This is a genomic window from Methylomonas sp. LWB, assembly GCF_001856095.1.
Classification (GTDB): domain Bacteria; phylum Pseudomonadota; class Gammaproteobacteria; order Methylococcales; family Methylomonadaceae; genus Methylomonas; species Methylomonas koyamae_A.
Genome location: NZ_MKMC01000002.1, coordinates 21668 through 45503, shown reverse-complemented (window position 1 = coordinate 45503; position 23836 = coordinate 21668). Strand labels below are relative to the sequence as shown.

The following is a 23836-nucleotide window of genomic DNA, read 5'->3' as shown; positions in this document are numbered from 1 at the left end:
TTGGATTAGTAATGCTTCCAAACAGCCATTATGTGCAAAAGTTGGATGGAGCAAGGGCCGGAATTGGCAATGCAAGCTACTCGGAAAACAAAGCCTTATCCCCCCGAGAATTCAAGACTGCGTTTCCATGCCCTAGTCAGCCGAACACCCAAAGTTAAACGGCGAATGGGCGATCGGCCGCCTCGGGTAGATTCAGAACGGAATAAAGATGAAGGCGATCACGTCGTTGACGTAGCCGTCGGCGACTTTGTATTCGCGGTAACCCTTGGACACGGCACTACCCAGCAGGTAATTTCGTTCTCGGTATTGCACCACTCGGGATTCGCGCTGACCGGCCGGCAAGCGAAAGCAGGCACCGTCCAAATCCAACAACTCGCCGGCGCCCAAATCCGAGTCGCCAGCCGTCGCGATGACCCGCTTTTGCCGATCTGCGAACAGCGCGAAACAACCCGCCACCGGACTACCCTGCTCGTCGCGCGGCAATACGTCGCTCAACATCGCCGCGAATTGCGGCTCGCTATCGAAAACAATGCCAATTCCGCCCACGACCCGCGTCGTATCGGCCAAATCGGTGATCGCCGCGTTGTAGATATAGGTAGGTCTCTGGGCGTACAACGCCGAACGAGCAAAAGGCGAGACCCGATAGCTTTGACTGTCAGGGCATTTCAGGGCCGTGACCGCTCCGCTATCGTCGCCAACCCGGCCGCCGACCAAGGCCTGTTGGTTAGGATCGGACATCGCGACAATGTCACCGTTGGCGTCGTAAACATAGAGATTGGTGTAAACCGTGTACAAGGCGTTGATGTATTGCAGAATATCGGCGATTTCGCGCCGCTGGCCGGCATCGGGGCTGCCGGCGGCCAGGTGACGACGAAATGCCGAGGTCAATGCCCACCAACGGCAATCGTTGGCGCGCTCGTACAGATTGCGGTCCATGATGTCGACCGCCAACGAAGCCAAAAAGCCCGCGTTGTTTAGATGCGACGACATCACGGTGGCTTGCTGCAAGCTGTTGACCGAGGCGGTAAAAATGCTGGCGATATCGGTGCCGATTTGTTTGATCGCTTCCAACACCGGCATGAATTCGGCGGCGTTTTTGCGGGCCGAGGCGATCTGGCCGTTCAATACCAGTAAACCGAGATCATCGTTGATGGCGGCCGACGCCTTGCGGATGTCGCGCAGTTCCGGCGGAAAACTGCTGGCCTGCTCCATGATGTCCGGCTGATTGGCCGCCGCCATTGGATCGCGGCTAAACGCCTGATTCAGCGCCGTCATCATTTGTCCGCACCAGCCCAAACCGCGAAAGCCCTGATAACCGTTGCTGGCACGGGTGTTGATGATGTACTCGGCGCCGTGATAACGGGCGATGCGTACCGAGCGTTCGACACTGGACCAGGTATTGACCGGCAACAATAATTCGTCGCTGCTGGCGATCACGCGGCCGTCGTCGCCCAGCACCGCTAGAATACCGTCGTCGCCGGCGCCGAGCAGGTCGGCGAAAATCCCGCGCATTTCGTCGTCGAACTTAAAGCACAGGCACAACACCCCCAGCAGTTTGGAATCGCGCTGGTTGGTTTCGGTAATTTGACAGGAATAGATCAACGAGTGGCGGCGATCCGGCTGTAAATCCGAATATCGGAAGGTTTCGACATAGGCTGCGCCGCCGGTCAACGTTTCCGAAATCAGCGGATCCGACGACACCGTCACCGGATTGTGCTTATCGAGATGCGCCTTGACCCGACCCTGGGTATCCAACACCAGAATTTCGTCGTAAACGCTGTATTTTTTAACGTATTCGCGCAGCCGGTCTTCAATGAACGCGGTTTGTTCGGCGGTTGGCGCGGCCAGACTTAGAAAGGCGCGAATATCGTCGTCGGTCGCCAGAAATCCGACGTCGGCGGTCCGTTCGAACAAATTCCGCACCAGTAAATCGATCGCCACCTGGGCCTTGGAAGCATTATCCAGTACCAGCTTCTGGACGTTCTCCAGCAGCAGATTGTAGGTGAGCTTTTTTTGCAGCTCGCCGAATTTGCCCTGGATTTGATTCATGTCGTCCAATATCGTCGCGGCGACATTGTGGCTGTTGATTTTGCCGATCAGCGCGATTTTGCCCCACCAATCGTTTAACGACGCCAGCTGCCGTTCGAACGTCTTGACGTCGGGCATCGCCGACAACAATTTATCCGAACTGTTTTCCAAAAGTGCCTGCATAAAACTCCTTGTTTGCGGTAGGTTGAAACAGCGTTCCCGACCGGCGCCGGCGAAATCGCCGACTTCCGGTAAGGATTGCATGACATCGTCGATGCATTGCGGGAAGCGCCGACGCGGATCGACGCTTCCCGCACTACACGCCGCCGATCTCCGTGCGGCCGCCAAACGGGAAACAAAAACCGTACCAAGCGATCGAAACCACGAATTTCGCCGGCCGGCGCCGGCCGACCGGCGCGGCGACGGTAGCTGTCGCACCAGCACGGTGCGGTCTGCCGCACCAACTCCGCCAGATTCCATGCAAGCTATCTGGTTAATATTGTTGATAAATTCCCTATCCGCCGCCGACGTGTCGGCAATTGCGCCGGTCGGCTTGGCCTGACTCGCCGACTTTAGTACACTGAACCGATTACTTCATTTCAGGCAGCGCGCATGACTTACTGTATTGCAGTCTCGTTGAAGGACGGACTGGTGTTAACTTCGGATTCCAGAACCAATGCCGGCATCGACAATGTCAGCATTTACGGCAAGATGCACGCGTTCAACACCAACCCCGACCGCAAGATCGTCATGCTCAGCGCCGGCAATCTGGCCACCACGCAGTCGGTCATCGACCAAATCAAGCGCGACGTCAAGGAACACGCGGAAATCAATTTGAACACCGTGCATTACTTGTCCGAAGCCGCCGAGTATTTGGGTCGAATCAGCGTGGAAAAACAGCGCCGCCACACCGACGACGGCCAAAGCAGCTTCAATCCGTCGGCAACCTTCATTCTGGCCGGCCAGATTGCCCAGGAGCCGCACGGCGCCTATCTGGTTTACCCGGAGGGCAATTGCATCACCACTTCGCGGCAAACGCCTTATTTGCAAATCGGCGAGAACAAATACGGCAAACCGGTGCTGGATCGATTTTTGAAAATCGATACCGACCTGCACGAAGCCGGCCGCTGTTGCCTGATTTCGATGGATTCTACGATGCGCAGCAACGCCAGCGTCGGCGCGCCGGTGGAACTGTTGATTTACACGAAGGATGCGATGAAGCTGGACGAGTATTACTGCTTTCAGGAAGACAACGAATACCTGATTCAATTGCGGCGGATGTGGCACGAAAAGCTAAAGGAGGCCTTCGCGACCTTGCCGCAATTCAGCAAGGATGACGCCAAACCGCTGCCGGGTTGCTTCTAAACCGAGCCGCCCACGCGGCGGCCTAACGCTGAACGGCGCCGTATCGGCAATGCTTCAGCGCCCCCCCAAGCGCCGACCCTTTCGCCTGACACCCAATCCACGGGGCGCTAACACTTCTAGCGCCCGCCAATGCCTTCGCTAAAACGGCAGCTAAGCCGCCTTTTCCAACTCCATGCTCGCTTCGCCGTTGTCGGCGTCGAAAAACCAGGCGGCCGCGATGCGCCGGTGCAAGTCGTCGAAACGGGTTTGCAGATCGTCCAGCAATGCGTGCAGTTCGCCGGGCGGCGTCTGGCGCAGATCGACAGCCAGGATGCGATTCTCCAGCGCTTCCAAATGCGGGAATAAGGCCGTGGCATTGGGCAAACGCTTGATGCAATGGGCGATCTCGTCCAGACAATGCAGCACCGCTCGCGGAAAATCCGGGTTCTTCAGCAAGTAGTCCAACACGTCCTCGCCCTTGATGCGCTGACGCACCTGCTTGCGATACATCAACACCGCGCTCAGCGATTTCAAGACGTTGATCCATAGAATGGTTTCGTACTCGCGCATCTTGTGGCTACGGTTTTCCGCCAACAGCACCGAACCGAAATCCATGATCCGGCTGGTCATGTCGGCGCGCTCGATATTGCGGCCGATGCATAAAAAACGGTAAGCGTCGTTTCGGCTCATCGCGCCGTAAATAAAGCCGGTGAAGCGTTGGCAACCGGCCATGATTTCCTGCAAATACTGAGCCCGGCCACGCCGATTCGACAAACTGTCCAGATGGTTGTTGGCGTACAGATACATTTCGTTGACCAATTCCCAAGCTTCGTCCGGCATCAGTTCGCGACTGGTGCGGATATTTTCCCGCGCCGCCGACAACGACGATAACAGCGAACCGGGATTACCGGTATCGGCCAACAGGAAACGGGTGGTATTGTGCTCGCTGGGGTTTTTGAAGCGCTGGTAAAACCCGGCCTCCACGCCGCAAATATTCAGCAGATTGTGCCAGCCCATTTCAACGCCGTAGGGCAAATCGTAGATCAAGTGCATCGTCGCGCTGATCAAGCGAGCGGTGTTCTCGGTGCGTTCCAGATAGCGGGCCAGCCAATAGAGACGTTCGGCGGAGCGAGATAGCATGTCATTTCTCCCGGTTGATGATCCAAGTGTCCTTGCTGCCGCCGCCCTGCGACGAGTTAACGACCAGCGAACCGGCTTTTAACGCGACGCGGGTCAGACCGCCGGCGGTCACGAAACCGCGCTCGCCTTGCAGGATGAACGGCCGCAAATCGATGTGGCGAGGCTCCAACCGATCGCCGCACAAGGTCGGACAGGTCGAAAGCGCCAGCGTGGGCTGCGCGATGTAGTTGCGCGGATTGGCCTGGACCAGTTTATGAAATTGCTTGATGTCTTTCTGGGTGGCATGCGGCCCGACCAACATGCCGTAACCGCCGGACTCGTTGGCCGGCTTGACGACCAATTCGGCCAGATGCTCCAGCACGTAGGCGCATTGCTCGGGATCGCTACAAAGATAGGTGGGTACGTTGGGCAACAGCGGCTCTTCGTTAAGATAGTAGCGGATCATCGCCGGCACGTAGGCATACACCACCTTGTCGTCGGCGACGCCGGCGCCGGGCGCGTTCGCCAACGCCACGTTGCCGGCCTTCCAAGCCCTCAGCAAGCCTTTGACGCCCAGCACCGAATCCTTCCGAAACACCTCCGGGTCGAGGAACATATCGTCGATCCGCCGATAGATCACGTCGACTTTTTCCAAACCCTTGACGGTGCGCATGTACACGCAATCGTCGTCCTTGACCACCAGGTCGCCGCCTTCGACCAACTCGGCGCCCATTTGTTGAGCCAAAAATGCATGTTCGAAGTATGCCGAGTTATAAATTCCCGGCGTCAATACCGCGATTTGCGGCTGATCCTCCGGTCTCGGCGCAATCGACGTCAGCATTTCGAACAACTGGGTCGGGTAGTCGTCCACCGGCAGTATGTTCAAGTTCTCGAGTAACTCGGGAAACACTCGCTTGGTGATGACCCGGTTCTCGATCATGTAAGACACGCCGGACGGCACCCGCAAATTGTCTTCCAGTACGTAAACCACGCCGTCGCCGTCGCGTACCAAATCGCTACCGCAGATATTGGCCCAAACCCCGAACTTGGGCTTGAACCCGACACATTCCGGCCGAAAATTGCTGGAACTCGCAATCAATTCGGTCGGCACCACGCCGTCCTTAATGATCTGCCGCTCGTTATAAACATCGTCGATGAAGTGGTTCAATGCCCGCAAACGCTGCCGCAAGCCGGCGTCAATGCCCCGCCACTCCTGAAAATCGATTAAGCGCGGAATGATGTCGAACGGCCAAGCCCGGTCGATGTTGCCTTCGTCGCTATAGACGGTGAAGGTAATACCCATCTCCAATATCGCCGCCTCGGCGGCCGACAGGCGCCCCTTGATGGCTTCCATGCCCAAGGATTGCAAGTACTGACTCAAAGTGGCGCACGTTTGACGCGGCTGGCCGCGACCATCCATCATTTCGTCGTAGGCTTGGTTGGCGCGGTATTGCGCCCATATCGATTGCTCGGACTTCATGCGGGCATCCCTGGTTATCGCTATTATGGTGCCGGACCGCACTAAGTTGGCGCACAAAAGCCGATTCCGGACTCACCCCGCGCCGTTTGCGCGGGTTTCATTTCGTCAATGCAAGCCTGATGCCAAAAAGCCCGGAAAAAGCGCGGTATTCACCAAAGCTGTGCATATTGCCAACAGCTGCCCAAAAATCGGACAATCGAACCACCGGTACGGATACTGGCGGTCGGAAACACACGAAAATGCCGCCCCTCGCTGCCACATCGTTGCCCGCCCGCCCGCGGGTCTCCCGATATACACTTAGGCGCGAAATTTGCTGTCGCTTAGCTTATCGTTCGTTAACTCAGGACCGCCATTGACTCCGCGCTCACCCCGACCCAGCAAAAATCGCTCGGCTTCCCACCGCAAATTGCGCCAAACGACTTAAACCGGCAAACTAAGCCCATGAGCCAGTTATTGCTAGAAGAAGCGTTATCCCCCGGCTATCGTCTGAACCCCAGCGTCTACGATGAGATGCTCGACAAATCCGGTCGCGTCCGGCCGCATTGGCGGCATTTGATGGAGGCTCTGCAACAGTTGGGACCCGAGGAACTGGCTCACCGGTATCGCGAAGCGCTACGGCTATTGCGCGAAAACGGTGTCACCTATAACGTCTACGGCGATCCAGACGGCCTGAACCGACCTTGGCAGCTCGACCCGGTACCCTTCGTCGTTTCCGGCAACGAGTGGTTCGATATCGAAGCCGGCCTGTTGCAACGCGCCGAATTGCTGAATCTGGTATTGGCCGACTTGTACGGCCCGCGCACGCTGATCAAAAAGAACCTGCTCCCGCTGGAGCTGATATACAACCACGGCGGCTTCCTGCGCGCTTGCGATCAAGTGCGCTTGCCGGGCGAGCAACAATTGGTATTGTATGCCGCCGATTTGGCGCGCGGCCCCGACAACAAGATGTGGGTACTGGGCGACCGCACCCAAGCGCCGTCGGGCGCCGGTTACGCATTGGAAAACCGTTTGGCGATGTCGCGGGTATTGCCGAGCCTGTTTCGAGATGCCCAGGTCCACCGACTGGCCCGATTCTTTCAGGCGCTACGGGCCGGTCTGAACGCGATCGCTCCGCAAACCGCCCACACGCCGATGGTGGTGGTACTGACCCCCGGCCCGCTCAACGAAACTTTTTTCGAACACGCCTACCTGGCGTCCTACCTGGGCTACCCACTGGTGCAAGGTGACGACCTGACCGTCCGCGACGGCTATGTCTGGCTAAAATCGCTGACCGGTTTGCAACGGGTCGACGTGATTCTGCGCCGGGTAGACGACAATTATTGCGACCCGCTGGAACTGCGCGAAGATTCGCGCCTGGGCGTGCCCGGCCTTTTGGAAGCGGCCAGACGCGGCAATGTCGCGATCGCCAATCCGCTCGGCAGCGGGATTCTGGAAAACCCCGGTCTGTTGGCCTTCCTGCCCGGTATCGCACAACACTTTCTCGGCCAACCGTTAAAGCTGAATTCGATCGCCACCTGGTGGTGCGGTCAGGCCGGCGAATTGTCCTATGTCCTCGCCAATCTGAAACGTCTGGTCATCAAACCGATTTACCGGCAACCCGGCGAACACGCGGTGTTCGGCCACCAGCTCAGCAAGTCGCAGCTGGAGGTCTGGCGCGAGCGTATCCGAGCCCGCCCCGCCTTTTACGTCGCCCAGGAATACGAAAGTTTCTCGACCGTGCCGTCGATGGTCGGCGACGGCTTCGAACCGCGCCAGGCCTTGCTGCGTTGTTTCGCGGTGGCCAGGGCCGGCGGCTATGCATTGATGCCCGGAGGCCTGACCCGTAGCGCGCCCAACTATGGCGACGTTTACATTACCAATCAACTCGGCAGCATCAGCAAGGATACTTGGGTCATAGCCACCGAACCGCAATCCCCGCCGGCCAGCGCCGGCCCGGCCAGCGCCGGCGGACCTCCCGGATTGCGCAATGCCTTGCCGAGCCGAGCCGCCGACAATATTTTTTGGGTGGGCCGCAATGCGGAACGCGCCGAAGGCTGCGTGCGTCTGTTGCGGGCGACGTTGAAGCGGTTGGTGATTAACCCGGACAGCGACCATCCCGACTATCCGCCCAGCCTGCATCGCCTGCTGCATTGCGTCACCAGTCTGACCGGTAGTTATCCCGGCTTCTTCGGCAAGAAAGCGGACGACAAGCTCCTGCGCGCGCCTGAGCCGGAACTGCTGGCCTTGATGCAGGACGATACCCGACCCGGCAGCCTGCCCAATTCGGTGCGGGGCTTGCAACAAGCCGGCTACGCGGTGCGGGATTTATGGTCGTCCGATACTTGGCGGGTTATCGACGAAATTGGCGAGCAAATCGCCGACACCAAACGCGCCGGTAAAACCGGTTTGTGGACGATGCAAGAGCACCTGGATCAACTGGTCACCTCGCTGTCCGCATTCAGCGGTTTGGTGATGGAAAGCATGACGCGAGGCAACGGTTGGTTGTTTTTGGACATCGGCCGTCGCCTGGAGCGGGGTCTGCAATTGATTTCGGTGTTGCGGACCGGATTTGCCGAGCCGCTGCCGGAAGGCGCGGAAACCAGACTGATCGAGACCTTGCTGGAGTGTAGCGACAACTTGATCTGTTATCGGCAACACTACCGCAGCAACCCGGAATTGGCGTCGTTTTTGGAGCTGCTGGTGCTGGACCCCAACAATCCGCGTTCGCTGGCGTATCAAATCGCCCGCTTGCAGGAGCATGCCGACAAGTTGCCTAGGGAAACCGAAACCGGCCGGCTCGGCCCAGCGCAGCGCTTGATGCTGGAAGCCAACTGCATACTGAATCTGACCGACATCGACACTTGGCTGGTCGTCGAGAAATCCGGCGTGCGGGAGACCCTGGATCAACAACTCAGCCGGATTTATGCGTTGCTGGCGGCGTTATCGGATACGCTGACCGCCGGCTATTTCCGTCACGGCGACACGCCGCAATCGCTGTCTTGAGGCAGGAGGCCGCATGCGCTACCGCGTTACCCATACCACCCGTTACCGTTATCGCGACATGGTAGCCCTGTCTTACAACGAAGTCAGGATGCAGCCTCGCGCGTGCCCGCACCAACAACTGCTGGCCTCGACGCTGGAAATCAGCCCCAAGCCCAGCGATTACCGACTGCGCAGCGATTTTTTCGGCAACAGGGTCACCTGGTTTTCAATCCGAGAACCCCATCGGGAATTCGCGGTCACCGCCATTAGCGATATTGTCGTCGCCCCGGTGCCGGCCCAGTTGGACTGGTGCGAATCGGCCGATTGGGAAAGCGTCAAGGCGGCACTGTCCGCCGATACCGGCGAAGCGATGCAGGAGGCCCGCCAATTCTCGCTGACGTCGCCCTATATCCCGCCCTCGGCGGACCTAGCCGAGTATGCCGGCGCGTCTTTCACGCCCGGCCGACCGTTAATCGAAGCGGTTCACGATTTGATGCAGCGTATCTTCCGCGACTTTACTTTCGATCCGCATTTCAGCAATCTGGCGACCCCACTGAGCGAAGTGCTGGAGCATCGGCGCGGAGTCTGTCAAGATTTCGCCCACCTGGCGATTGGTTGCATCCGCTCTCAAGGCTTGGCGGCCCGGTATGTCAGCGGCTATATCGAAACCCTACCGCCGCCGGGCGTCGAAAAATTGATCGGCGCCGACGCCTCGCACGCGTGGTTTTCGGTGTTTCTGCCGGAACTGGGCTGGCTGGATTTCGACCCCACCAACAATCAACTGCCCGGCGACCGCCATATTACCGTGGCCTGGGGCCGCGACTACGGCGACGTCGCACCGCTGAAAGGCGTGATTTTCGGCGGCCAGAATCACGAATTGACAGTCTCCGTCTCCGTAGAAAATCTCGAACCTGACGCAGTCGGCATTCGCGGCAACCCGACAAGCGCCGCCGCCGATAACCCGGCTAAAATAACCCCTTTGAATCCAACTCCTCCGATTCCATGAATATCCTACACAAAGCTCATCCCTGGCACGGCATCGCTCCCGGCGATAGCGCTCCGGACATCGTCACCGCATTTATCGAAATCGTGCCGTCCGATACCGTCAAATATGAGATCGACAAACACAGCGGCTATCTGAAAATCGACCGGCCTCAGAAATTTTCCAATATGATTCCGACCCTGTACGGCTTTATCCCGCGCACCTATTGCGCTGAAAAAATCGCCGAATATGCAGCCGCGCAATCCGGCCGGCCGGTCAGCAAGGGCGACGGCGACCCGTTGGATATTTGCGTACTCAGCGAACGCAGCGTGACGCACGGCGACATCTTGCTGCAAGCGATACCGATCGGCGGTTTCCGACTGTTGGACGGTGGCGAGGCCGACGACAAGATCATCGCGGTGATGAAGGGCGACGAGTTTTACCGGCAATGGCGCGACGTTTCCGATTGTCCGGAATCCTACATCAACCGTCTGAAACACTACTTTTTGACTTACAAACACCTACCCAGCGAGAAAAGCGTTTGCGAAATTACTCACGTCTACGGTAGACAGGAAGCGCACGAAGTGATTAAACGGTCGATGGCCGACTACCAATACCATTTCGGCTGCCAAGACGACGGCTAGTGCAACCCGCTCGCCGTTTTATCCGTGCGAAGGCCGCCGGTAAGACCCGGCGACCTTCATTCAGGAAAAACCGCTTCGATCCGCGGAACTCAAACCACGCTAACTTCAGCCGCGTCGTGGCTTAAAACTTGACCGGCGCTATCGATTTCGATGCGGCGCGGCTTCATCGCTTCCGGCACTCGCTTAGTCAAGCGCACGGTCAGGATGCCGTCGCGGTAATGGGCGCCCGCCACTTCGATGTGTTCGGCCAAATTGAAGCGTCGCTCAAAATTGCGACTGACAATGCCTTGGTGCAAAAAATGCCGTTTATCGCCCGCCCGTGGTTTTTCGCCCTTAACGGTCAACACCTTGTTTTCGGTTTCGATAGTGAGTTGTTCCGGGGAGAAACCAGCTACCGCTAAACTGATCGCGTACTGTTTATCCTCGACGAGTTCAATGTCGTAAGGTGGGTAATCGTAGTTGGCCCGATCGGTTTGCAAAATCCCGTCCAGCATGGCGGCCCATTGGCCGGAAGCCAGGTTAGGACGATATATTGGGGTGTATTCGACTCGCATCATTCCATCCTCCTAAATTTCAAGATCACGGTTACCGAACCGGCTAACGGTTCGTCCGACTTGGATTTAGGAGCGCTTTGCAAAATTTCAAGTCCTAAAATAGGCGATTGACTATCAGCCAAGCAAAAAAAGGCCAGGCCGCCTTGACGGCGCGGCCCGACCGAGAGGGAACGACTAAAATGCGCGGCCAGGCTTGACGCCGAGCTTTCTCAAAATAATCGCCAGAGGACAAAACCCGGTGAATGCGGCTTGCAGCAGGTTCGCACCGACAAAGGCGGTAAACCATAACCAATTCGGCGAATGCCAATGCGCCAAGGCCAGGCTCGACAAGATGAACGAACCGGCAAACGCCATCACCCAGCGATCGATGGACATAAGGACCTCCTATTTCAAACGCACCACACCCATGAATTTCAACATCATTCGTTCGTAGAAGGGTTCGCTAATGCCTTTTCTAACCTTGCGCATAAAGTATTTTTCGAACGCAATCTTCGCCAGATGCACCCACTTGCCATGAGCCGACCAAGTGGTGTTACGCGGTGGAATCTGCGGTACGGCCAAGAAGGCAACGCCGCTATCGCCTAGGTCCGCCAGACACAACGCGCTCAAACTCGGTTTGTCGGTCGGCTGTTTGCCGGCCAATTCGTCACGGATATTGTGCGCGGTCGCGGTGACCATCGATTCGATCATGTAACCGGTTTTCGGGGTCCCGGTCGGCACCGGGGTTTTTTCAACCGGCGGCAGGGCCACGCAAACGCCGACCGAGTAAACATTTTTATAGGTCGGGTTACGTTGATACTCATCGACGATGACAAAGCCGCGAGGGTTGGTCAGGCCTTCGGCGCCGCAGTGGCGTACCGCGTCGACACCGGTGAAAGCCGGCAGCATCATCGAATGCTTGAACGGCACCTCGTGCTTTTTCTTTTCGTTGCCGTCGTCGTCAACTTCGGTGACATACATCATGCCCTGTTCGATTTTGTCGACCTTGGCGTTGGTGATCCATTTGATGGTCTTATCGCGCAAAGCGCTTTCCAATAACCCTTTGGTATCGCCGACGCCACCCAAGCCCAAATGGCCGATGTAGGGTTCGGAAGTCACGAAGGTCATCGGTACTTTGTCGCGAATCTTGCGTTTGCGCAATTCGGTTTCGATAATCATCAGGTATTCGTAGGCGGGACCGAAACAGGATGCGCCCTGGACCGCGCCGATGACAATCGGGCCGGGGTCGTCCATGAAGCGGTCCCAATCATCGGAGGCCAATGCGGCGTGATCGACGTGGCAAACCGACGAGGTATGCCCGCCGTGCGGGCCCAAACCGGGCACTTCGTCGAAGGCCAAGCGAGGTCCGGTGGCGATCACCAAAAAGTCGTATTCCACCGACGTGCCGTCCGCCAGATCGACTTTATTATTGGCCGGATCGACTTTGCTGGCGGACTTCTGTACGAAGTTGATGCCTTTCTTGGCCATCACCGGCGCCAATTCGATTTTCAAATCTTCCGGCTTGCGCCATTTCGGCGGTATCCACGGGTTCGAAGGGACGAAGTGGAACGTCGGGGTGTCGGATATCACGACCACTTCGTGAGCCTTGCCGACGATTTCCTTCATTTCATACGCCATCGGCACGCCACCGATGCCCGCGCCTAATACTACGATTCTTGCCATGACATGCTCCTCTCGCTGATGTCTAAACGAATACGCGGCCGAGTCTATCGTTATTCTTTATCGTGTTATAAAAGCCACCGACCGTGCGAAACCTAGAATATTAGAATTTTCTAACATACGCAACCAAAATCTACCCTTCCCCGAATCCGGACCTCACCCGAACTGTCCGTAACTATAGAAGATTGTTACATTCGCGCACTCGCGGTGGGTATTCGTGGGCGCGACACACTTTGGCCTTGGATCAAGTCTGGGTACAATGCGACATCCCAGCAAATTTCCGGAATAACGATATGGCCGACCAAGACGATAGCGAACAAATCTGGCGCGAAAAACTCAGCCCCGAGCAATACCACGTCTGCCGAGAAAAAGGTACCGAACCGCCGTTCACCGGCAAGTATACCGATTGCGAGGAAGCTGGCGTCTATCGTTGCGTGTGTTGCGGCGAACCCTTGTTTTCGTCCGATCAAAAATTCCACTCCGGCTGCGGCTGGCCCAGCTTCTGGGCTCCCATCGCCGGCGAAAGTCTGGAGCAGTCGCTCGATACCAGTCACGGCATGCGCCGCATCGAAGTCACCTGTCGCTCATGCGGTGCCCACCTCGGCCATGTTTTCCCGGACGGTCCGCAACCGACCGGTCAGCGTTATTGCATCAACTCGGTTGCGTTGGATCTAGAAAAGTCATGACCTCGCCGCAACTCGCTCAAGATTTACTGGATTTCATCGACGCCAGTCCCAGCCCCTGGCACGCGGCTGCCACCATGGAACAGCGCCTGCTGTCGCACGGTTTCCAAAAACTGGAGGAAAGCGCAGTTTGGCCGTTAAGCCTTGGCGGCCGATATTATGTGATTCGAGACGCTTCGTCCATCGTTGCGTTCATCGTCGGCGCCGCCGCGCCGGCCGAAGCCGGATTCAAGATCCTTGGCGCCCATACCGATTCTCCGGGTTTGCGGGTAAAGCCACGACCGGTCGTCGACAGCGATCGATTCGTACGCATTGCCGTCGAAGTTTACGGCGGACCGATCTTAGCCACTTTCGCCGACCGCGATTTAAGTCTGGCCGGGCGCATCGCTTACCGCGACGGCGATGGTAGCGTGGCCACGACGCTGGTCCGATTTGCCGAGCCGCTGCTGCGCCTGCCGAACTTGGCCATCCATATGAACCGCGCCGTCAACGAGGATGGCCTCAAACTGAATAAACAAACGGAGCTGCCGCTGCTGCTGGCCAATATACCGGGCGATAGCCCGGCAAACGACGTGTTTTACGGTCTACTGGAATCGGCTTCCGGCTTGACGGCGGACCAAATTTTAAGCTGGGAGCTCAACGTCCACGACAGCCAAAAAGGTGCGTTCTGGGGTGCGGATCGACAATTCATCGCCGACAGCCAACTCGACAATTTGGCGTCCTGCCACGCCGGCCTGACCGCCTTGCTGAATTGCCGGGAACAACTCGTGGCGGCTACCCGGGTATGCGCCTTTTTCGACCACGAAGAAGTCGGCAGCGAAAGCAACAAGGGCGCGGCCGGCAGCTTCCTGGCCGACGTTCTGTCTCGAATTGCCGGGGCATGCGGCGATCGGTCGGACAATTATCCGCGCGCGCTGGCGCAAAGTTTTCTGGTCAGCGCCGACATGGCGCACGCCTACCAGCCCAATTTTCCGGCCGCCTACGAGCCGGGCCATAAAATCCTGGTCAATCACGGACCGGTGATTAAAATCAACGTCAATCACCGCTACGCCAGCGAATGCGTATCCGAAGCGATTTTCGCCCAGTTCTGCCAACAGGCCGGCGTGCCCTTTCAAAAGTACGCGCATCGCGGCGATCTGCCCTGCGGCAGCACGATAGGCCCAATCACCTCGGCCAAACTGGGTATTCGTAGCGTCGATGTCGGCTCGCCGATGTGGGCAATGCACAGCGCCAGGGAAAGTGCCGGCGTCGCCGACCACGCTTACATGGTCGGCGCACTGGAGGTTTTTTTCAGCAACCCTTAGTATTTCTACTATTCTTGCCGTGTACTCTTGCCCGGTAGAGAATAATTTTGTTTCCGATCTTTTCGTCCCACTGCAATGTTGCATTGCAGCGTGCAGCGTTTTACGCCAAATCAGCGCTCGTCTGTGGCTGGGTGTTAAGTACAGCGCATGCCGACGAACCGAATCTGGAATACAAAATCAAGGCCGCTTACCTTTACAATTTCACCAAATTCATCACTTGGCCAAACAACCCTGGGCCGTCGTTCAACATTTGCTTGATTGGCGACAACCCGTTCGGCAATCTGCTCGACACGCTGGAGACCAAAACGGTCGCCGACAAACCTATCCGTTTGCGCCACCTCGATTCCCTAAAACAGGCGCAGGATTGCCAGATTCTGTACGCCGAAAAGACCGAACAACGCATCGACGTAAATCTGACCGGCGTCTTGCTGGTCGGCAACCTCGGTAAAACGCTGACAGTCAGTAGCCAGCCCTTCTTCGCCGAATCCGGCGGCATGATAGGTTTCGTGCTCGACGATGAAAAAGTGCGCCTGCATATCAACTTAAAGGCTTTGAAGCAAAGCGGACTATCGATCAGCGCTAAACTGATCGAAGTCGCCACATTGGTGGAAGGAGGCGGCCGTGAATAAATGGTTTACCGCCCTCTCCATTAAAACGAAGCTGCTGACAATCGCGGTGACCTCCGCCCTATTTTCGATGTTGCTGGCACTGGTCATTCTCGTCACGATCAATGCCGCCGACGTCAAGCGCAAGGCTCAAGACGATCTGCAGGCCGTCGCCAGTCTGATCGCCAACCGCAGCGTGGCCGCGGTGATGTTCGACGACGCCGGCGTCGCCAAGGAAAACCTGATTTCGTTGAACAGTTTTCCAGACTTGCGTAGCGCTTGCGTTTACGTCAAGAAAGGTCATCTGTTTACCTCACTGGACAATCAGGCCCTACCCTGCCCGGACGTTGCCTACGGTCTGCATACCCATTACGACAATTTGATGCTGTATGTATACCAGGCGATGGTGGTTGACAGCGAAGAAATCGGGGCAGTGTATCTGGCCTCGGACTTGAGTGCGGCGATTTGGCGAGAACTGAAATTCGTCAGCTTGATTATTGCGGTTCTCTTCGTCGCGTTGTTCATCACCTTTTTGCTGACTGTCCCACTGTTGAATCGAGTCGCATTGCCGGTCGCCCAGCTCGCCAAAACCGCGCAGAGAGTCAGCCAAGATCACGATTATTCGCTACGAGCCGAAAAGCACAGCAGCGACGAAATGGGCATTCTGGTCGATGCCTTCAACGATATGCTCGACACCGTAGAAACCCAAAACAAAGCCTTAATCGCGGTCAAAAACAACTACCAGGCGCTCTACGACAACAATCCGACCATGGTCTTCAATCTGGACATGCAAGGCCGCATCGTATCGGTCAACCGCTTCGGCGCGAAGCAATTGGGCTTGGGCGTCGAAGAATTACAAGGCTGCGCGATCAGCAACTTCTCGCATCCGGACGATGCCGCCGGTTTCGAACAGTTTTTCGAGACTTGCCGCCACCACCCGGAACTGATTCATCGCCAGGAAAGCCGCAAAATTTGCCGCAACGGCAACGTGATTTGGGTCAGGGAAACCGCGCGTCTGGTCACCGACGAGTCCAACTTCCAGCGCTTGTTACTGGTCTGCGAGGACATCACCGAAACCCGCCGGCTGTCGGAAAAAATCGCCTATCAGGCCAGCCACGACGAACTGACCGGTCTGGTCAACCGGCGCCAATTCGATATTCACATCCAGAGTTTGGTGTCTCAAGCCGAAATCGACGAGAGCGAGCACGTACTCTGCTACCTGGATTTGGACCAATTCAAGATCGTCAACGATACCTGCGGTCATTTGGCGGGCGACGAACTGCTGCGCCAATTGGGCGAGGTCCTGCGCCACCAGGTCCGTAAGACCGACATTTTGGCGCGACTGGGCGGCGACGAGTTCGGCATTTTGATGTCGCATTGTTCGGTCGAGCAAGCCTTCTCCACCTGCGAGAAACTGCGCAACATCATTTGCGACTTTCAGTTTGCCTGGGAAAACCGTAGCTTTAATATCGGCGTCAGCGTCGGTATCGCTCCGATCAATCTGACCAGCGGCAATGCGGTCGACATACTCAAGGAAGCCGACGCCGCCTGCTACGCCGCCAAGGAAAAAGGACGGAACCGCGTCCACGTCTTCAGCCCCGACGACGAAGAATTGACGTTGCGACAAGGCGAAATGCAATGGGTCGAAAAAATCCGGATGGGGATAGAACAAAACCGTTTCCAACTTTACGGTCAGTTAATCGTGCCGATTGCCTCGAACGACGAAGGGCTGCATTTCGAAACGCTGATCCGCTATATCGACGAACAGGGCAAAGTCATTCCCCCCGGCGCGTTCCTGCCGGCCGCCGAGCGTTACAACATTGCTCCACCGCTGGACCGATGGGTCATTTCCCGTTTGTTCGAGCATTTGGCAACCACGCCGAACCTGCTGGAACGCCTGGAAATGTGCTCGGTCAACCTGTCCGGCCTGTCGATGTCCGACGAAACGATGCTGACCTTTATCGACGAGCAGTTTCAAAAATGGCATATTCCGACGCATAAGATATGCTTTGAAATTACTGAAACCGCCGCCATCAGCAATTTGTCCTACGCCCGCCAGTTCATTAATTCCTTGCGTACCAAGGGTTGCCTGTTTTCGCTGGACGACTTCGGCAGCGGCCTGTCTTCATTTGCATATCTAAAAAACCTTCCTGTGGACTTTTTGAAAATCGACGGCCTATTCGTCAAGGATATTTTGGAAGACCGGGTCGATTTGACCATGGTCAAATCGATCAATGAAGTCGCTCATGTGATGAGCAAGAAAACCATCGCCGAATTCGTCGAAAACCGCGATATTTTCGAGTTGTTGAAAACCTTAGGCGTCAATTACGCCCAGGGTTACGGCATTGCTAAACCGGTACCCTTGGAAGAACTATGAGTCAGCCCAAACCCAACGTCTTCGGCAAACGGTGCGTAGTGCCGGCCGTGTTGCTATGCGGCCTCGGTCAACCAGCCCAGGGTCAAGACCAGAGCATGACCGACTTGCTCGAACTGTCACCGGCCGAGCTGGCCAATATTTCGGTCAGCATCGCCTCGGGGACCGCCAAATCGGTATCGCAATCCGCCGCGGTCACGACTGTGATTACCGCCGACCAAATCAGCGCGATGGGCGCCACCGAGCTACACGAAGTGCTAGAAACCGTGCCCGGCATGCACGTCAGTATTCAACCGGTCACCAACGATTACACCTATACGATGCGCGGCATGCGTAATCAAACCAACTCGGAAGTCTTGCTGATGTTGAACGGCACCCGGTTTTCGATTCCTTATCAGGGCTCGCACATGGCGGGGATGATCGTACCGGTCGAAAACATTCAGCGTGTCGAAGTCATTCGCGGGCCGGGCTCGGCCTTGTACGGCGCCGACGCCTTCGCCGGCGTCATCAATATTGTCACGAAAAAAGCCGGCGACCTCAACGGTACCACGCTAGGCGCGCGCGGCGGTAACGCCGACCGCACCAGCACCTGGGCGCAGCACGGCGGCCATTACGGCGAATGGGATGTTGCCGGTAGCCTGCAATATAGCCACAGCGGGATCAATCCGGATCGCATCGTGGCGGCCGATGCTCAAACCGCATTGGATAACGCGCTGAACACGCACGCGTCTCAGGCACCCGGCGCTATGCAGACTGCCGGCGAGCGCTGGAACGCTCATCTGAATTTACAGCGCCAACACTGGGATTTGAACTTTTGGGCTTACAACCAATCCGTTGGCTTCCCGGCCGGCGCCAGCGGCGCGTTGGATAATAGCGGCACGCTGGACGGCGCCCATTATTTAGGTGACGTCCGTTACTCGACCGAGAACGACCTGGAAAATTGGGAACTGCAATTTCACACCAGTTTTCTGCACACCGATTTGAACGGAAATAGCCGTAACTTTCCAGCAGGCACGGTTTTACCTATCGATGGGAACGGTAACCTAGCCGTGGATGCCAACGGCAATCTCAACCCCGCCACCTTAGTCAACTTTGTGTCGTTTCCAAATGGCATGCGTTTCGTCCCCGGTATCAAAAATACCGTCCCGAGCACCGAACTGACCAGTATTTACAAAGGGTTCGAAAACCACCTGATCCGATTGATCACCGGCTTCCGTTACGAGGAATTGAATGTCAGCGAACTGCGCAATTACGGCATCGGCGTCATCGACGGCCAGCAATTAGTCGTCAACGGCGACCTGACCGACGTCACCGGCACGCCCTACGCCTTCATGAACGACACCCATCGATCGATCTGGTCGGTCGCGTTGCAGGACGAATGGCAGATTTCCAAGAATTGGCAATTGACGGCCGGCTTGCGTTACGACGAATATTCGGATTTCGGCGGTACTTTGAACCCAAGAGCCGCGTTGGTTTGGGATATTAACGACGATCTAACCGGCAAATTGTTGTACGGTCAGGCCTACCGCGCACCTAGCTTCGTCGAGCAATATCAGAAAAATAATCCGCTGTTCGTCGGCAATGCCTCGTTGAGTCCGGAGACGATAGAAACCACCGAGTTGGCTTTCGATTACCGCCCCTGGAAGAGCCTGCGAACCACATTGAATGTCTATTACTACGAAATCAACGACTTAATCGGCGGCAAATTAACCAATCAGGGCGCCACGCTGTCCGAGGTCAACAATCCCGGTCAAGATGGGTTGGGCAGCGAATTCGAATGGGATTGGAAATTCTACGACGACTGGAATTTGCGTGGCAACTACGCTTGGCAATACGCGGTCGACCGAGCCACCCAACGGCGAGTCAGCAACGTCCCAGAACACCATGTTTACACCGCATTGTCCTGGAACTTTCATCCCAAATGGCAAATTCAGACCCAAGTCAATTGGGTCGGGCATCGGCTTAGCGATATCGGAGATAACCGGGTGTTAAAAGACTACCAAACCGTGGACTTGACGTTAAACGCCAAAAAACTGATGGGATCGCTCGATTTGACCGCGTCGGTACGCAACCTGTTCGACAGTCAGGGCAAGGAACCGGCCATCGCTAGTTATCCCTACAACTTACCGATTTCGGCTCAAACCTTCTACTTCGAAGCCGCTCTGCATTTTTAAACCGCTAGCCGCCACGCCGATTGCAGCCACTAGCCAATATTCGACCAATTAAACGCTAAGCACCAGATTATTCTGACTGATGACGTCCAGCAAACGACCGACCATTCTTCGGCTCACCCAGGCCTCGCCGTCGGCAACAACCTGAATCATTTTCGCCAGATAGCCACTCAACGGACCGCTGTTTTGGTAGCCTCGACTGCCGGCAAGCAGACAATTCAAGATGCGGTCCTCGCCGATCTCGTCGCCGATCACCACGATCTTGCTGGCCGGACTCGCATTCAACAACAAGCCGATATAGTCCGGAGTTTCATCGCCCCGCAACGAGAAGCTCAGTAAAATCAAGCTGGGCTGCTGGGCCTCGGCGGCATTCAAAGCCTGTATTTCGTCGTTATAAAACGAAACGTCTTCCTCGGACATCAGCAACAATGGCGGGATCTGTCCGGTATTATCGACTACGTGGATTTTCATAACCTAAGGATGCTTAAAATTGCGAACACGCCCGCTCGATTACCGCTAGCCGGCCCCCCACCATACGAAATTGCGTGTCCGTCACGGAAAAAACTCAGTCAGCCAACTCGACAAATCCATGCAATCCGCGCTTGGAGTCCGCAGCCAGCCAGTCTTTTAAGTATTGCAGCTCTTCGCTGGATTGCAATTCATCAAGGCATTTTTTATGCCGAAGCAAGCGGAAAGCCGCGGACAATAATTTCAGCCGATCGCCGACGATGCCCGCCCGGCGCAAGCCTACCAAATTCAAGCGATAGTGTTTGGCCGGCCGGCCACCGATTAGCATAAAAGGCAGCACGTCCATATTAATGCCCGTTGTACCTTGAACAATCGCGTAAGCACCGACCCGGCAGAACTGATGCACCACGACGGCGCCACCCATGAATACATTCTTGCCGATATCGACATGCCCGCCGATCGCCACGTTATTGGCGAAAATGGTTTTGTCGCCTACCGAACAATCGTGCGCGACATGACTGTTGTTCATGAAATAGCAGCCGGAGCCGATCTTGGTGCTTCCGCCCGGTTTGGTGGCTCTGTGCGCGGTAAATCCCTCGCGAAACGCATTGTCGTCGCCGATTTCCAGCCACGATGCCGTCGCCGGATCAAACCCGAGATCCTGAGGCAAACCACCCAGCACCGCTTGAGGATGCACGATATTCCTGGCACCCATTTTGACCCAACCATGCACCACGGCGTGCGCACCGACTTCGCAACCGGCACCGATCTCCGCCCCCGCTTCGATCACCGCGAACGGCCCAACCCGAACGTCCTTGGATAAGCTGGCATCGGGTGAAACAAAAGCCGTGGGATGAATCAGAGCGGTCATGGTTAGCCTCGCGGATGGTGTTGAGTGTGTAATTCTTTCAGCCTTTGCTGAGCGACGTGAGTGTATATCTGAGTAGTCGATAAGTCGGAGTGTCCAAGCAGCATTTGTACCGCCCGCAAATCCGCGCCGTGATTAAGAAGATGGGTAGCAAACGCATGGCGTAACGTATGCGGCGACAGGGGTTTATCGATGCCGGCTACCGCAGCGTAACGCTTGATCAAATACCAAAATGCCTGACGAGTCATGCCATCGCCGCGCTTGGTGACGAACAGAAAATCACTTTGCCTACCTGCCAACAAGGCCAATCGCGGACCAGCGAAATAGCGCTCTAGCCAGTCCAGCGCGTCTTCACCGACCGGCACTAGCCGTTCCTTGCCGCCCTTGCCCATCACTCGCACCCATCCCTGCCTCAAATTGAGCTGGGCGAACGTCAATTCGACCAGCTCGGATACGCGCAATCCGGTCGCGTAAAGAACTTCCAACATCGCCCGATCGCGAAACCCCAACAATTCGCCTATCTCCGGCGCCTCGATCAATCGTTCGACATCCCGCTCGCTCAGCGTATCAGGCAATGGCCGCCCCAGTTTCGGCGCATCGATCAGTTGGGTAGGATCGCGCTCGATCCGTTGCTCGCGCAGCCAATAACCATAAAAACGCCGCAAACACGATAAAAACCGGGCCGCCGAACGATTGCCGGTACCTTGTGCATGGCGCGCCGCCAAAAACCCCTTAATGTCGGTCTGATCGACCTCAAGCAAATGTTTATCCTTGAGCCACCTTGAAAACTGTTTTAGATCGCTAGCGTAAGCCGCCAACGTATTGTCGCTAAGACCTAATTCCAACCACAGGGCGTTCAAAAACGCCTCGACCACTTGAGCGGAATTCATGGCCTCGGTTACTTCTGCATCCTGGATGCTTCGTAGTTTAGCAAGCGGCTTTTCAACGCCAGATAATCACCGGAAGTCTCTCCCATGAATCCACCCAAACCGGATTTGGCAACGACACGATGGCAGGGGATCAAACCGGCATACGGATTGTCTCGGCAGGCGCCGGCAACCGCTCTCGGCCCGGAACCCAATTCCGCGGCAAGTTCGGCGTACGTTTTGGTCTTGCCTGACGGAATATCCAACAAGGCTCGCCAAACCCGGTTACGGTGTGCGCTACCGCGCGCCAGCATGGTCACATTCAATTCGACAAACTCCGGCTCCGTTAGAAACGCTACGAAAGGCTTTGCCAACGAAGAAACCGCCTCGCGTACCGACTCAGTCCGCCAAGACGCATCGACGACGACATCGCCAGTCATCGTGACGATTAAATTAGCTTCGCAAAATGGCACGGCGATGACACAGGTTTCGCCCTCCGCGACAGCCTCCCAACGAATGTGTAACGTCATCGTTGACTCCCAATGTCCGGCAAAAAAAAAGGCAGCGAATTGGCTGCCTTTTTTGATGACTCTGCTTAACGCCGAGTCGCCGCCTCACCATTAAGACAGTCGTTCTTTAATACGAGCGGCTTTACCGGTCAGGTCGCGCAGATAATACAGCTTGGCTCGACGCACATCGCCACGGCGTTTGACTTCGATACTGCTGACGGCGGGGCTATGAGTTTGGAACACTCGCTCGACGCCGACACCGTGGGAAATTTTTCTAACGGTGAACGCTGAATTCATGCCGCGATTTCGTTTGGCGATAACTATACCTTCGAAAGCCTGCAATCTTTCCCGCTCGCCGTCCACAACCCGAACCTGAACCACGACAGTGTCGCCTGGGCCGAATTCTGGCACGTTTTGTTTAAGCTGAGCCGCTTCCAACTCTTCAATAATTTTACTCATAACCACACCCTATTAAACAATTTCATTTCTAAATTCACTCAACAAAGCCTCCTGCTCTGCCGTCAAGTTCAAACTCCGGAGTAGCTCCGGACGCCGCATCCACGTGCGGCCCAGCGCTTGTTTCAAACGCCAGCGCTTGATCGCCGCATGATTTCCGCCAAGCAACACATCCGGCACATCACCGAACTCGCCATGCTCCGGCCTCGTATAGTGGGGGCAATCCAACAAGCCATCCACATGAGAATCTTGCTTTGCCGACTCATCATCCCCCAATACGCCGGGAAGCAAGCGGGTCACCGCATCAATAACAATCAGCGCGGCAAGCTCTCCGCCACTGATAACATAGTCGCCGATAGACCACTCTTCATCGCATTCTTGAACGACAAATCGCTCATCGACACCTTCATAGCGTCCGGCCACCAATATCAACTGTTCGAATCGACTGGCCTCATGCAACAAATTTTGCGAAATCACTCGCCCCTGCGGGCTCAAATACACGACTTTAGTGCCACCTCCGGCGCAACCGGCTAGCTTTGCCGAGGCAACCGCGTCACGTAGAGGCTGGTATTTCATTACCATGCCCGGACCGCCACCGTAAGGCCTGTCGTCGACCGTTTTATGTCGGTCTTGAGTAAAATCTCGAGGATTCCAAACAGCAAGATCAACCAATCCGCGTTCTATCGCCCGACCGGTAACCCCAAATGCGGCAGCGTCGGCGACCATCCGCGGAAAAATGCTGATCACATCGAAGCGCATAC

Annotated in this window: 21 protein-coding genes; 9 read left to right on the top strand and 12 right to left on the bottom strand. The window is 56.3% G+C overall.

What is annotated here, in order from left to right:
- Positions 1 to 192: 192 nt before the first annotated feature.
- The gene (locus BJL95_RS00235; RefSeq protein WP_071154889.1) at positions 193 to 2211 is read right to left on the bottom strand and encodes a cache domain-containing protein; all 2019 of its coding nucleotides are present in this window, start codon (positions 2209 to 2211) and stop codon (positions 193 to 195) included.
- A 429-nt stretch (positions 2212 to 2640) separates the two neighbouring features.
- Between BJL95_RS00235 and BJL95_RS00225 the strand changes: the two genes are divergently transcribed.
- Positions 2641 to 3393, top strand: coding sequence for a peptidase (locus tag BJL95_RS00225; RefSeq protein ID WP_071154809.1), 753 nt, complete (start codon positions 2641 to 2643; stop codon positions 3391 to 3393).
- 150 nt (positions 3394 to 3543) lie between these two features.
- Here the strand turns inward: BJL95_RS00225 and BJL95_RS00220 are convergent, their stop codons facing one another.
- Both BJL95_RS00220 and BJL95_RS00215 read right to left on the bottom strand, forming a co-directional pair.
- Complete coding sequence (locus BJL95_RS00220) at positions 3544 to 4512, bottom strand: alpha-E domain-containing protein (protein WP_064031068.1); 969 nt, start codon at positions 4510 to 4512, stop codon at positions 3544 to 3546.
- A 1-nt stretch (position 4513) separates the two neighbouring features.
- Positions 4514 to 5971 (bottom strand): circularly permuted type 2 ATP-grasp protein, encoded by a 1458-nt coding sequence (locus BJL95_RS00215; RefSeq protein ID WP_071154808.1) that lies wholly within the window; start codon positions 5969 to 5971, stop codon positions 4514 to 4516.
- Positions 5972 to 6412: 441 nt separating this feature from the next.
- On the opposite strand from BJL95_RS00215, the gene BJL95_RS00210 reads away from it, so the two are divergent.
- Genes BJL95_RS00210 through BJL95_RS00200 form a run of 3 tightly spaced genes read left to right on the top strand, consistent with a single transcriptional unit; the run spans position 6413 to position 10558 of the window.
- Positions 6413 to 8953, top strand: a complete 2541-nt coding sequence (locus BJL95_RS00210) for a circularly permuted type 2 ATP-grasp protein (RefSeq protein WP_064031066.1) — start codon at positions 6413 to 6415, stop codon at positions 8951 to 8953.
- A 13-nt stretch (positions 8954 to 8966) separates the two neighbouring features.
- The gene (locus BJL95_RS00205) at positions 8967 to 9938 is read left to right on the top strand and encodes a transglutaminase family protein (RefSeq protein ID WP_083385529.1); all 972 of its coding nucleotides are present in this window, start codon (positions 8967 to 8969) and stop codon (positions 9936 to 9938) included.
- Entirely contained in the window at positions 9935 to 10558 is a 624-nt protein-coding gene (locus tag BJL95_RS00200) for an inorganic pyrophosphatase (RefSeq protein WP_064031065.1), read from the top strand. The genes BJL95_RS00205 and BJL95_RS00200 overlap by 4 nt, the downstream gene beginning before the upstream one ends.
- Before the next feature lie 89 nt (positions 10559 to 10647).
- Here the strand turns inward: BJL95_RS00200 and BJL95_RS00195 are convergent, their stop codons facing one another.
- The 3 genes from BJL95_RS00195 to BJL95_RS00185 all read right to left on the bottom strand — a co-directional run bounded on the left by BJL95_RS00195 (position 10648) and on the right by BJL95_RS00185 (position 12774).
- On the bottom strand, positions 10648 to 11115 hold the full coding sequence (locus tag BJL95_RS00195) for an Hsp20 family protein (RefSeq protein ID WP_071154807.1): 468 nt from the start codon (positions 11113 to 11115) through the stop codon (positions 10648 to 10650).
- A 171-nt stretch (positions 11116 to 11286) separates the two neighbouring features.
- A complete protein-coding gene (locus tag BJL95_RS00190; RefSeq protein WP_064031063.1) occupies positions 11287 to 11487 on the bottom strand; it encodes a DUF2892 domain-containing protein in 201 nt (66 codons plus the stop codon).
- A 9-nt stretch (positions 11488 to 11496) separates the two neighbouring features.
- Complete coding sequence (locus BJL95_RS00185; RefSeq protein WP_064031062.1) at positions 11497 to 12774, bottom strand: NAD(P)/FAD-dependent oxidoreductase; 1278 nt, start codon at positions 12772 to 12774, stop codon at positions 11497 to 11499.
- 290 nt (positions 12775 to 13064) lie between these two features.
- Between BJL95_RS00185 and msrB the strand changes: the two genes are divergently transcribed.
- The 5 genes from msrB (at position 13065) to BJL95_RS00160 (ending at position 19911) form a co-directional block, all read left to right on the top strand.
- On the top strand, positions 13065 to 13457 hold the full coding sequence (gene msrB, locus BJL95_RS00180; RefSeq protein WP_064031061.1) for a peptide-methionine (R)-S-oxide reductase MsrB: 393 nt from the start codon (positions 13065 to 13067) through the stop codon (positions 13455 to 13457).
- A complete protein-coding gene (locus tag BJL95_RS00175) occupies positions 13454 to 14758 on the top strand; it encodes a M18 family aminopeptidase (protein ID WP_071154806.1) in 1305 nt (434 codons plus the stop codon). The genes msrB and BJL95_RS00175 overlap by 4 nt, the downstream gene beginning before the upstream one ends.
- Before the next feature lie 131 nt (positions 14759 to 14889).
- Positions 14890 to 15387, top strand: coding sequence for a YfiR family protein (locus tag BJL95_RS00170; RefSeq protein ID WP_254786647.1), 498 nt, complete (start codon positions 14890 to 14892; stop codon positions 15385 to 15387).
- Entirely contained in the window at positions 15380 to 17740 is a 2361-nt protein-coding gene (locus tag BJL95_RS00165) for an EAL domain-containing protein (protein WP_064031058.1), read from the top strand. Before BJL95_RS00170 ends, BJL95_RS00165 begins: the two co-directional genes overlap by 8 nt.
- Positions 17737 to 19911, top strand: coding sequence for a TonB-dependent siderophore receptor (locus BJL95_RS00160; protein ID WP_071154804.1), 2175 nt, complete (start codon positions 17737 to 17739; stop codon positions 19909 to 19911). The genes BJL95_RS00165 and BJL95_RS00160 overlap by 4 nt, the downstream gene beginning before the upstream one ends.
- A 48-nt stretch (positions 19912 to 19959) precedes the next feature.
- Here the strand turns inward: BJL95_RS00160 and BJL95_RS00155 are convergent, their stop codons facing one another.
- The 6 genes from BJL95_RS00155 to trmD form a co-directional block, all read right to left on the bottom strand.
- Positions 19960 to 20379, bottom strand: a complete 420-nt coding sequence (locus tag BJL95_RS00155) for a response regulator transcription factor (protein ID WP_064031056.1) — start codon at positions 20377 to 20379, stop codon at positions 19960 to 19962.
- A gap of 94 nt (positions 20380 to 20473) precedes the next feature.
- Positions 20474 to 21247, bottom strand: coding sequence for an acyl-ACP--UDP-N-acetylglucosamine O-acyltransferase (gene lpxA / locus BJL95_RS00150; RefSeq protein WP_064031055.1), 774 nt, complete (start codon positions 21245 to 21247; stop codon positions 20474 to 20476).
- Between the two features lie 2 nt (positions 21248 to 21249).
- On the bottom strand, positions 21250 to 22134 hold the full coding sequence (gene xerD, locus BJL95_RS00145) for a site-specific tyrosine recombinase XerD (RefSeq protein ID WP_071154803.1): 885 nt from the start codon (positions 22132 to 22134) through the stop codon (positions 21250 to 21252).
- Positions 22135 to 22142: 8 nt separating this feature from the next.
- Positions 22143 to 22640, bottom strand: a complete 498-nt coding sequence (locus BJL95_RS00140; RefSeq protein ID WP_071154802.1) for a methylated-DNA--[protein]-cysteine S-methyltransferase — start codon at positions 22638 to 22640, stop codon at positions 22143 to 22145.
- A gap of 90 nt (positions 22641 to 22730) precedes the next feature.
- On the bottom strand, positions 22731 to 23078 hold the full coding sequence (gene rplS, locus BJL95_RS00135; RefSeq protein WP_064031052.1) for a 50S ribosomal protein L19: 348 nt from the start codon (positions 23076 to 23078) through the stop codon (positions 22731 to 22733).
- A gap of 12 nt (positions 23079 to 23090) precedes the next feature.
- On the bottom strand, positions 23091 to 23834 hold the full coding sequence (gene trmD / locus BJL95_RS00130; protein WP_071154801.1) for a tRNA (guanosine(37)-N1)-methyltransferase TrmD: 744 nt from the start codon (positions 23832 to 23834) through the stop codon (positions 23091 to 23093).
- Between the last annotated feature and the right edge of the window lie 2 nt (positions 23835 to 23836).

What these genes read in the sequence shown, in the direction of transcription:
- rplS (WP_064031052.1), bottom strand. Translation starts at nt 23,078, where the DNA reads ATGAGTAAAATTATTGAAGAGTTGGAAGCGGCTCAGCTTAAACAAAAC.
- BJL95_RS00235 (WP_071154889.1), bottom strand. Translation starts at nt 2,211, where the DNA reads ATGCAGGCACTTTTGGAAAACAGTTCGGATAAATTGTTGTCGGCGATG.
- BJL95_RS00220 (WP_064031068.1), bottom strand. Translation starts at nt 4,512, where the DNA reads ATGCTATCTCGCTCCGCCGAACGTCTCTATTGGCTGGCCCGCTATCTG.
- lpxA (WP_064031055.1), bottom strand. Translation starts at nt 21,247, where the DNA reads ATGACCGCTCTGATTCATCCCACGGCTTTTGTTTCACCCGATGCCAGC.
- BJL95_RS00200 (WP_064031065.1), top strand. Translation starts at nt 9,935, where the DNA reads ATGAATATCCTACACAAAGCTCATCCCTGGCACGGCATCGCTCCCGGC.
- BJL95_RS00190 (WP_064031063.1), bottom strand. Translation starts at nt 11,487, where the DNA reads ATGTCCATCGATCGCTGGGTGATGGCGTTTGCCGGTTCGTTCATCTTG.
- BJL95_RS00185 (WP_064031062.1), bottom strand. Translation starts at nt 12,774, where the DNA reads ATGGCAAGAATCGTAGTATTAGGCGCGGGCATCGGTGGCGTGCCGATG.
- BJL95_RS00225 (WP_071154809.1), top strand. Translation starts at nt 2,641, where the DNA reads ATGACTTACTGTATTGCAGTCTCGTTGAAGGACGGACTGGTGTTAACT.
- BJL95_RS00205 (WP_083385529.1), top strand. Translation starts at nt 8,967, where the DNA reads ATGCGCTACCGCGTTACCCATACCACCCGTTACCGTTATCGCGACATG.
- BJL95_RS00140 (WP_071154802.1), bottom strand. Translation starts at nt 22,640, where the DNA reads ATGACGTTACACATTCGTTGGGAGGCTGTCGCGGAGGGCGAAACCTGT.
- BJL95_RS00210 (WP_064031066.1), top strand. Translation starts at nt 6,413, where the DNA reads ATGAGCCAGTTATTGCTAGAAGAAGCGTTATCCCCCGGCTATCGTCTG.
- BJL95_RS00215 (WP_071154808.1), bottom strand. Translation starts at nt 5,971, where the DNA reads ATGAAGTCCGAGCAATCGATATGGGCGCAATACCGCGCCAACCAAGCC.
- BJL95_RS00195 (WP_071154807.1), bottom strand. Translation starts at nt 11,115, where the DNA reads ATGATGCGAGTCGAATACACCCCAATATATCGTCCTAACCTGGCTTCC.
- msrB (WP_064031061.1), top strand. Translation starts at nt 13,065, where the DNA reads ATGGCCGACCAAGACGATAGCGAACAAATCTGGCGCGAAAAACTCAGC.
- BJL95_RS00160 (WP_071154804.1), top strand. Translation starts at nt 17,737, where the DNA reads ATGAGTCAGCCCAAACCCAACGTCTTCGGCAAACGGTGCGTAGTGCCG.
- trmD (WP_071154801.1), bottom strand. Translation starts at nt 23,834, where the DNA reads ATGCGCTTCGATGTGATCAGCATTTTTCCGCGGATGGTCGCCGACGCT.
- xerD (WP_071154803.1), bottom strand. Translation starts at nt 22,134, where the DNA reads ATGAATTCCGCTCAAGTGGTCGAGGCGTTTTTGAACGCCCTGTGGTTG.
- BJL95_RS00155 (WP_064031056.1), bottom strand. Translation starts at nt 20,379, where the DNA reads ATGAAAATCCACGTAGTCGATAATACCGGACAGATCCCGCCATTGTTG.
- BJL95_RS00175 (WP_071154806.1), top strand. Translation starts at nt 13,454, where the DNA reads ATGACCTCGCCGCAACTCGCTCAAGATTTACTGGATTTCATCGACGCC.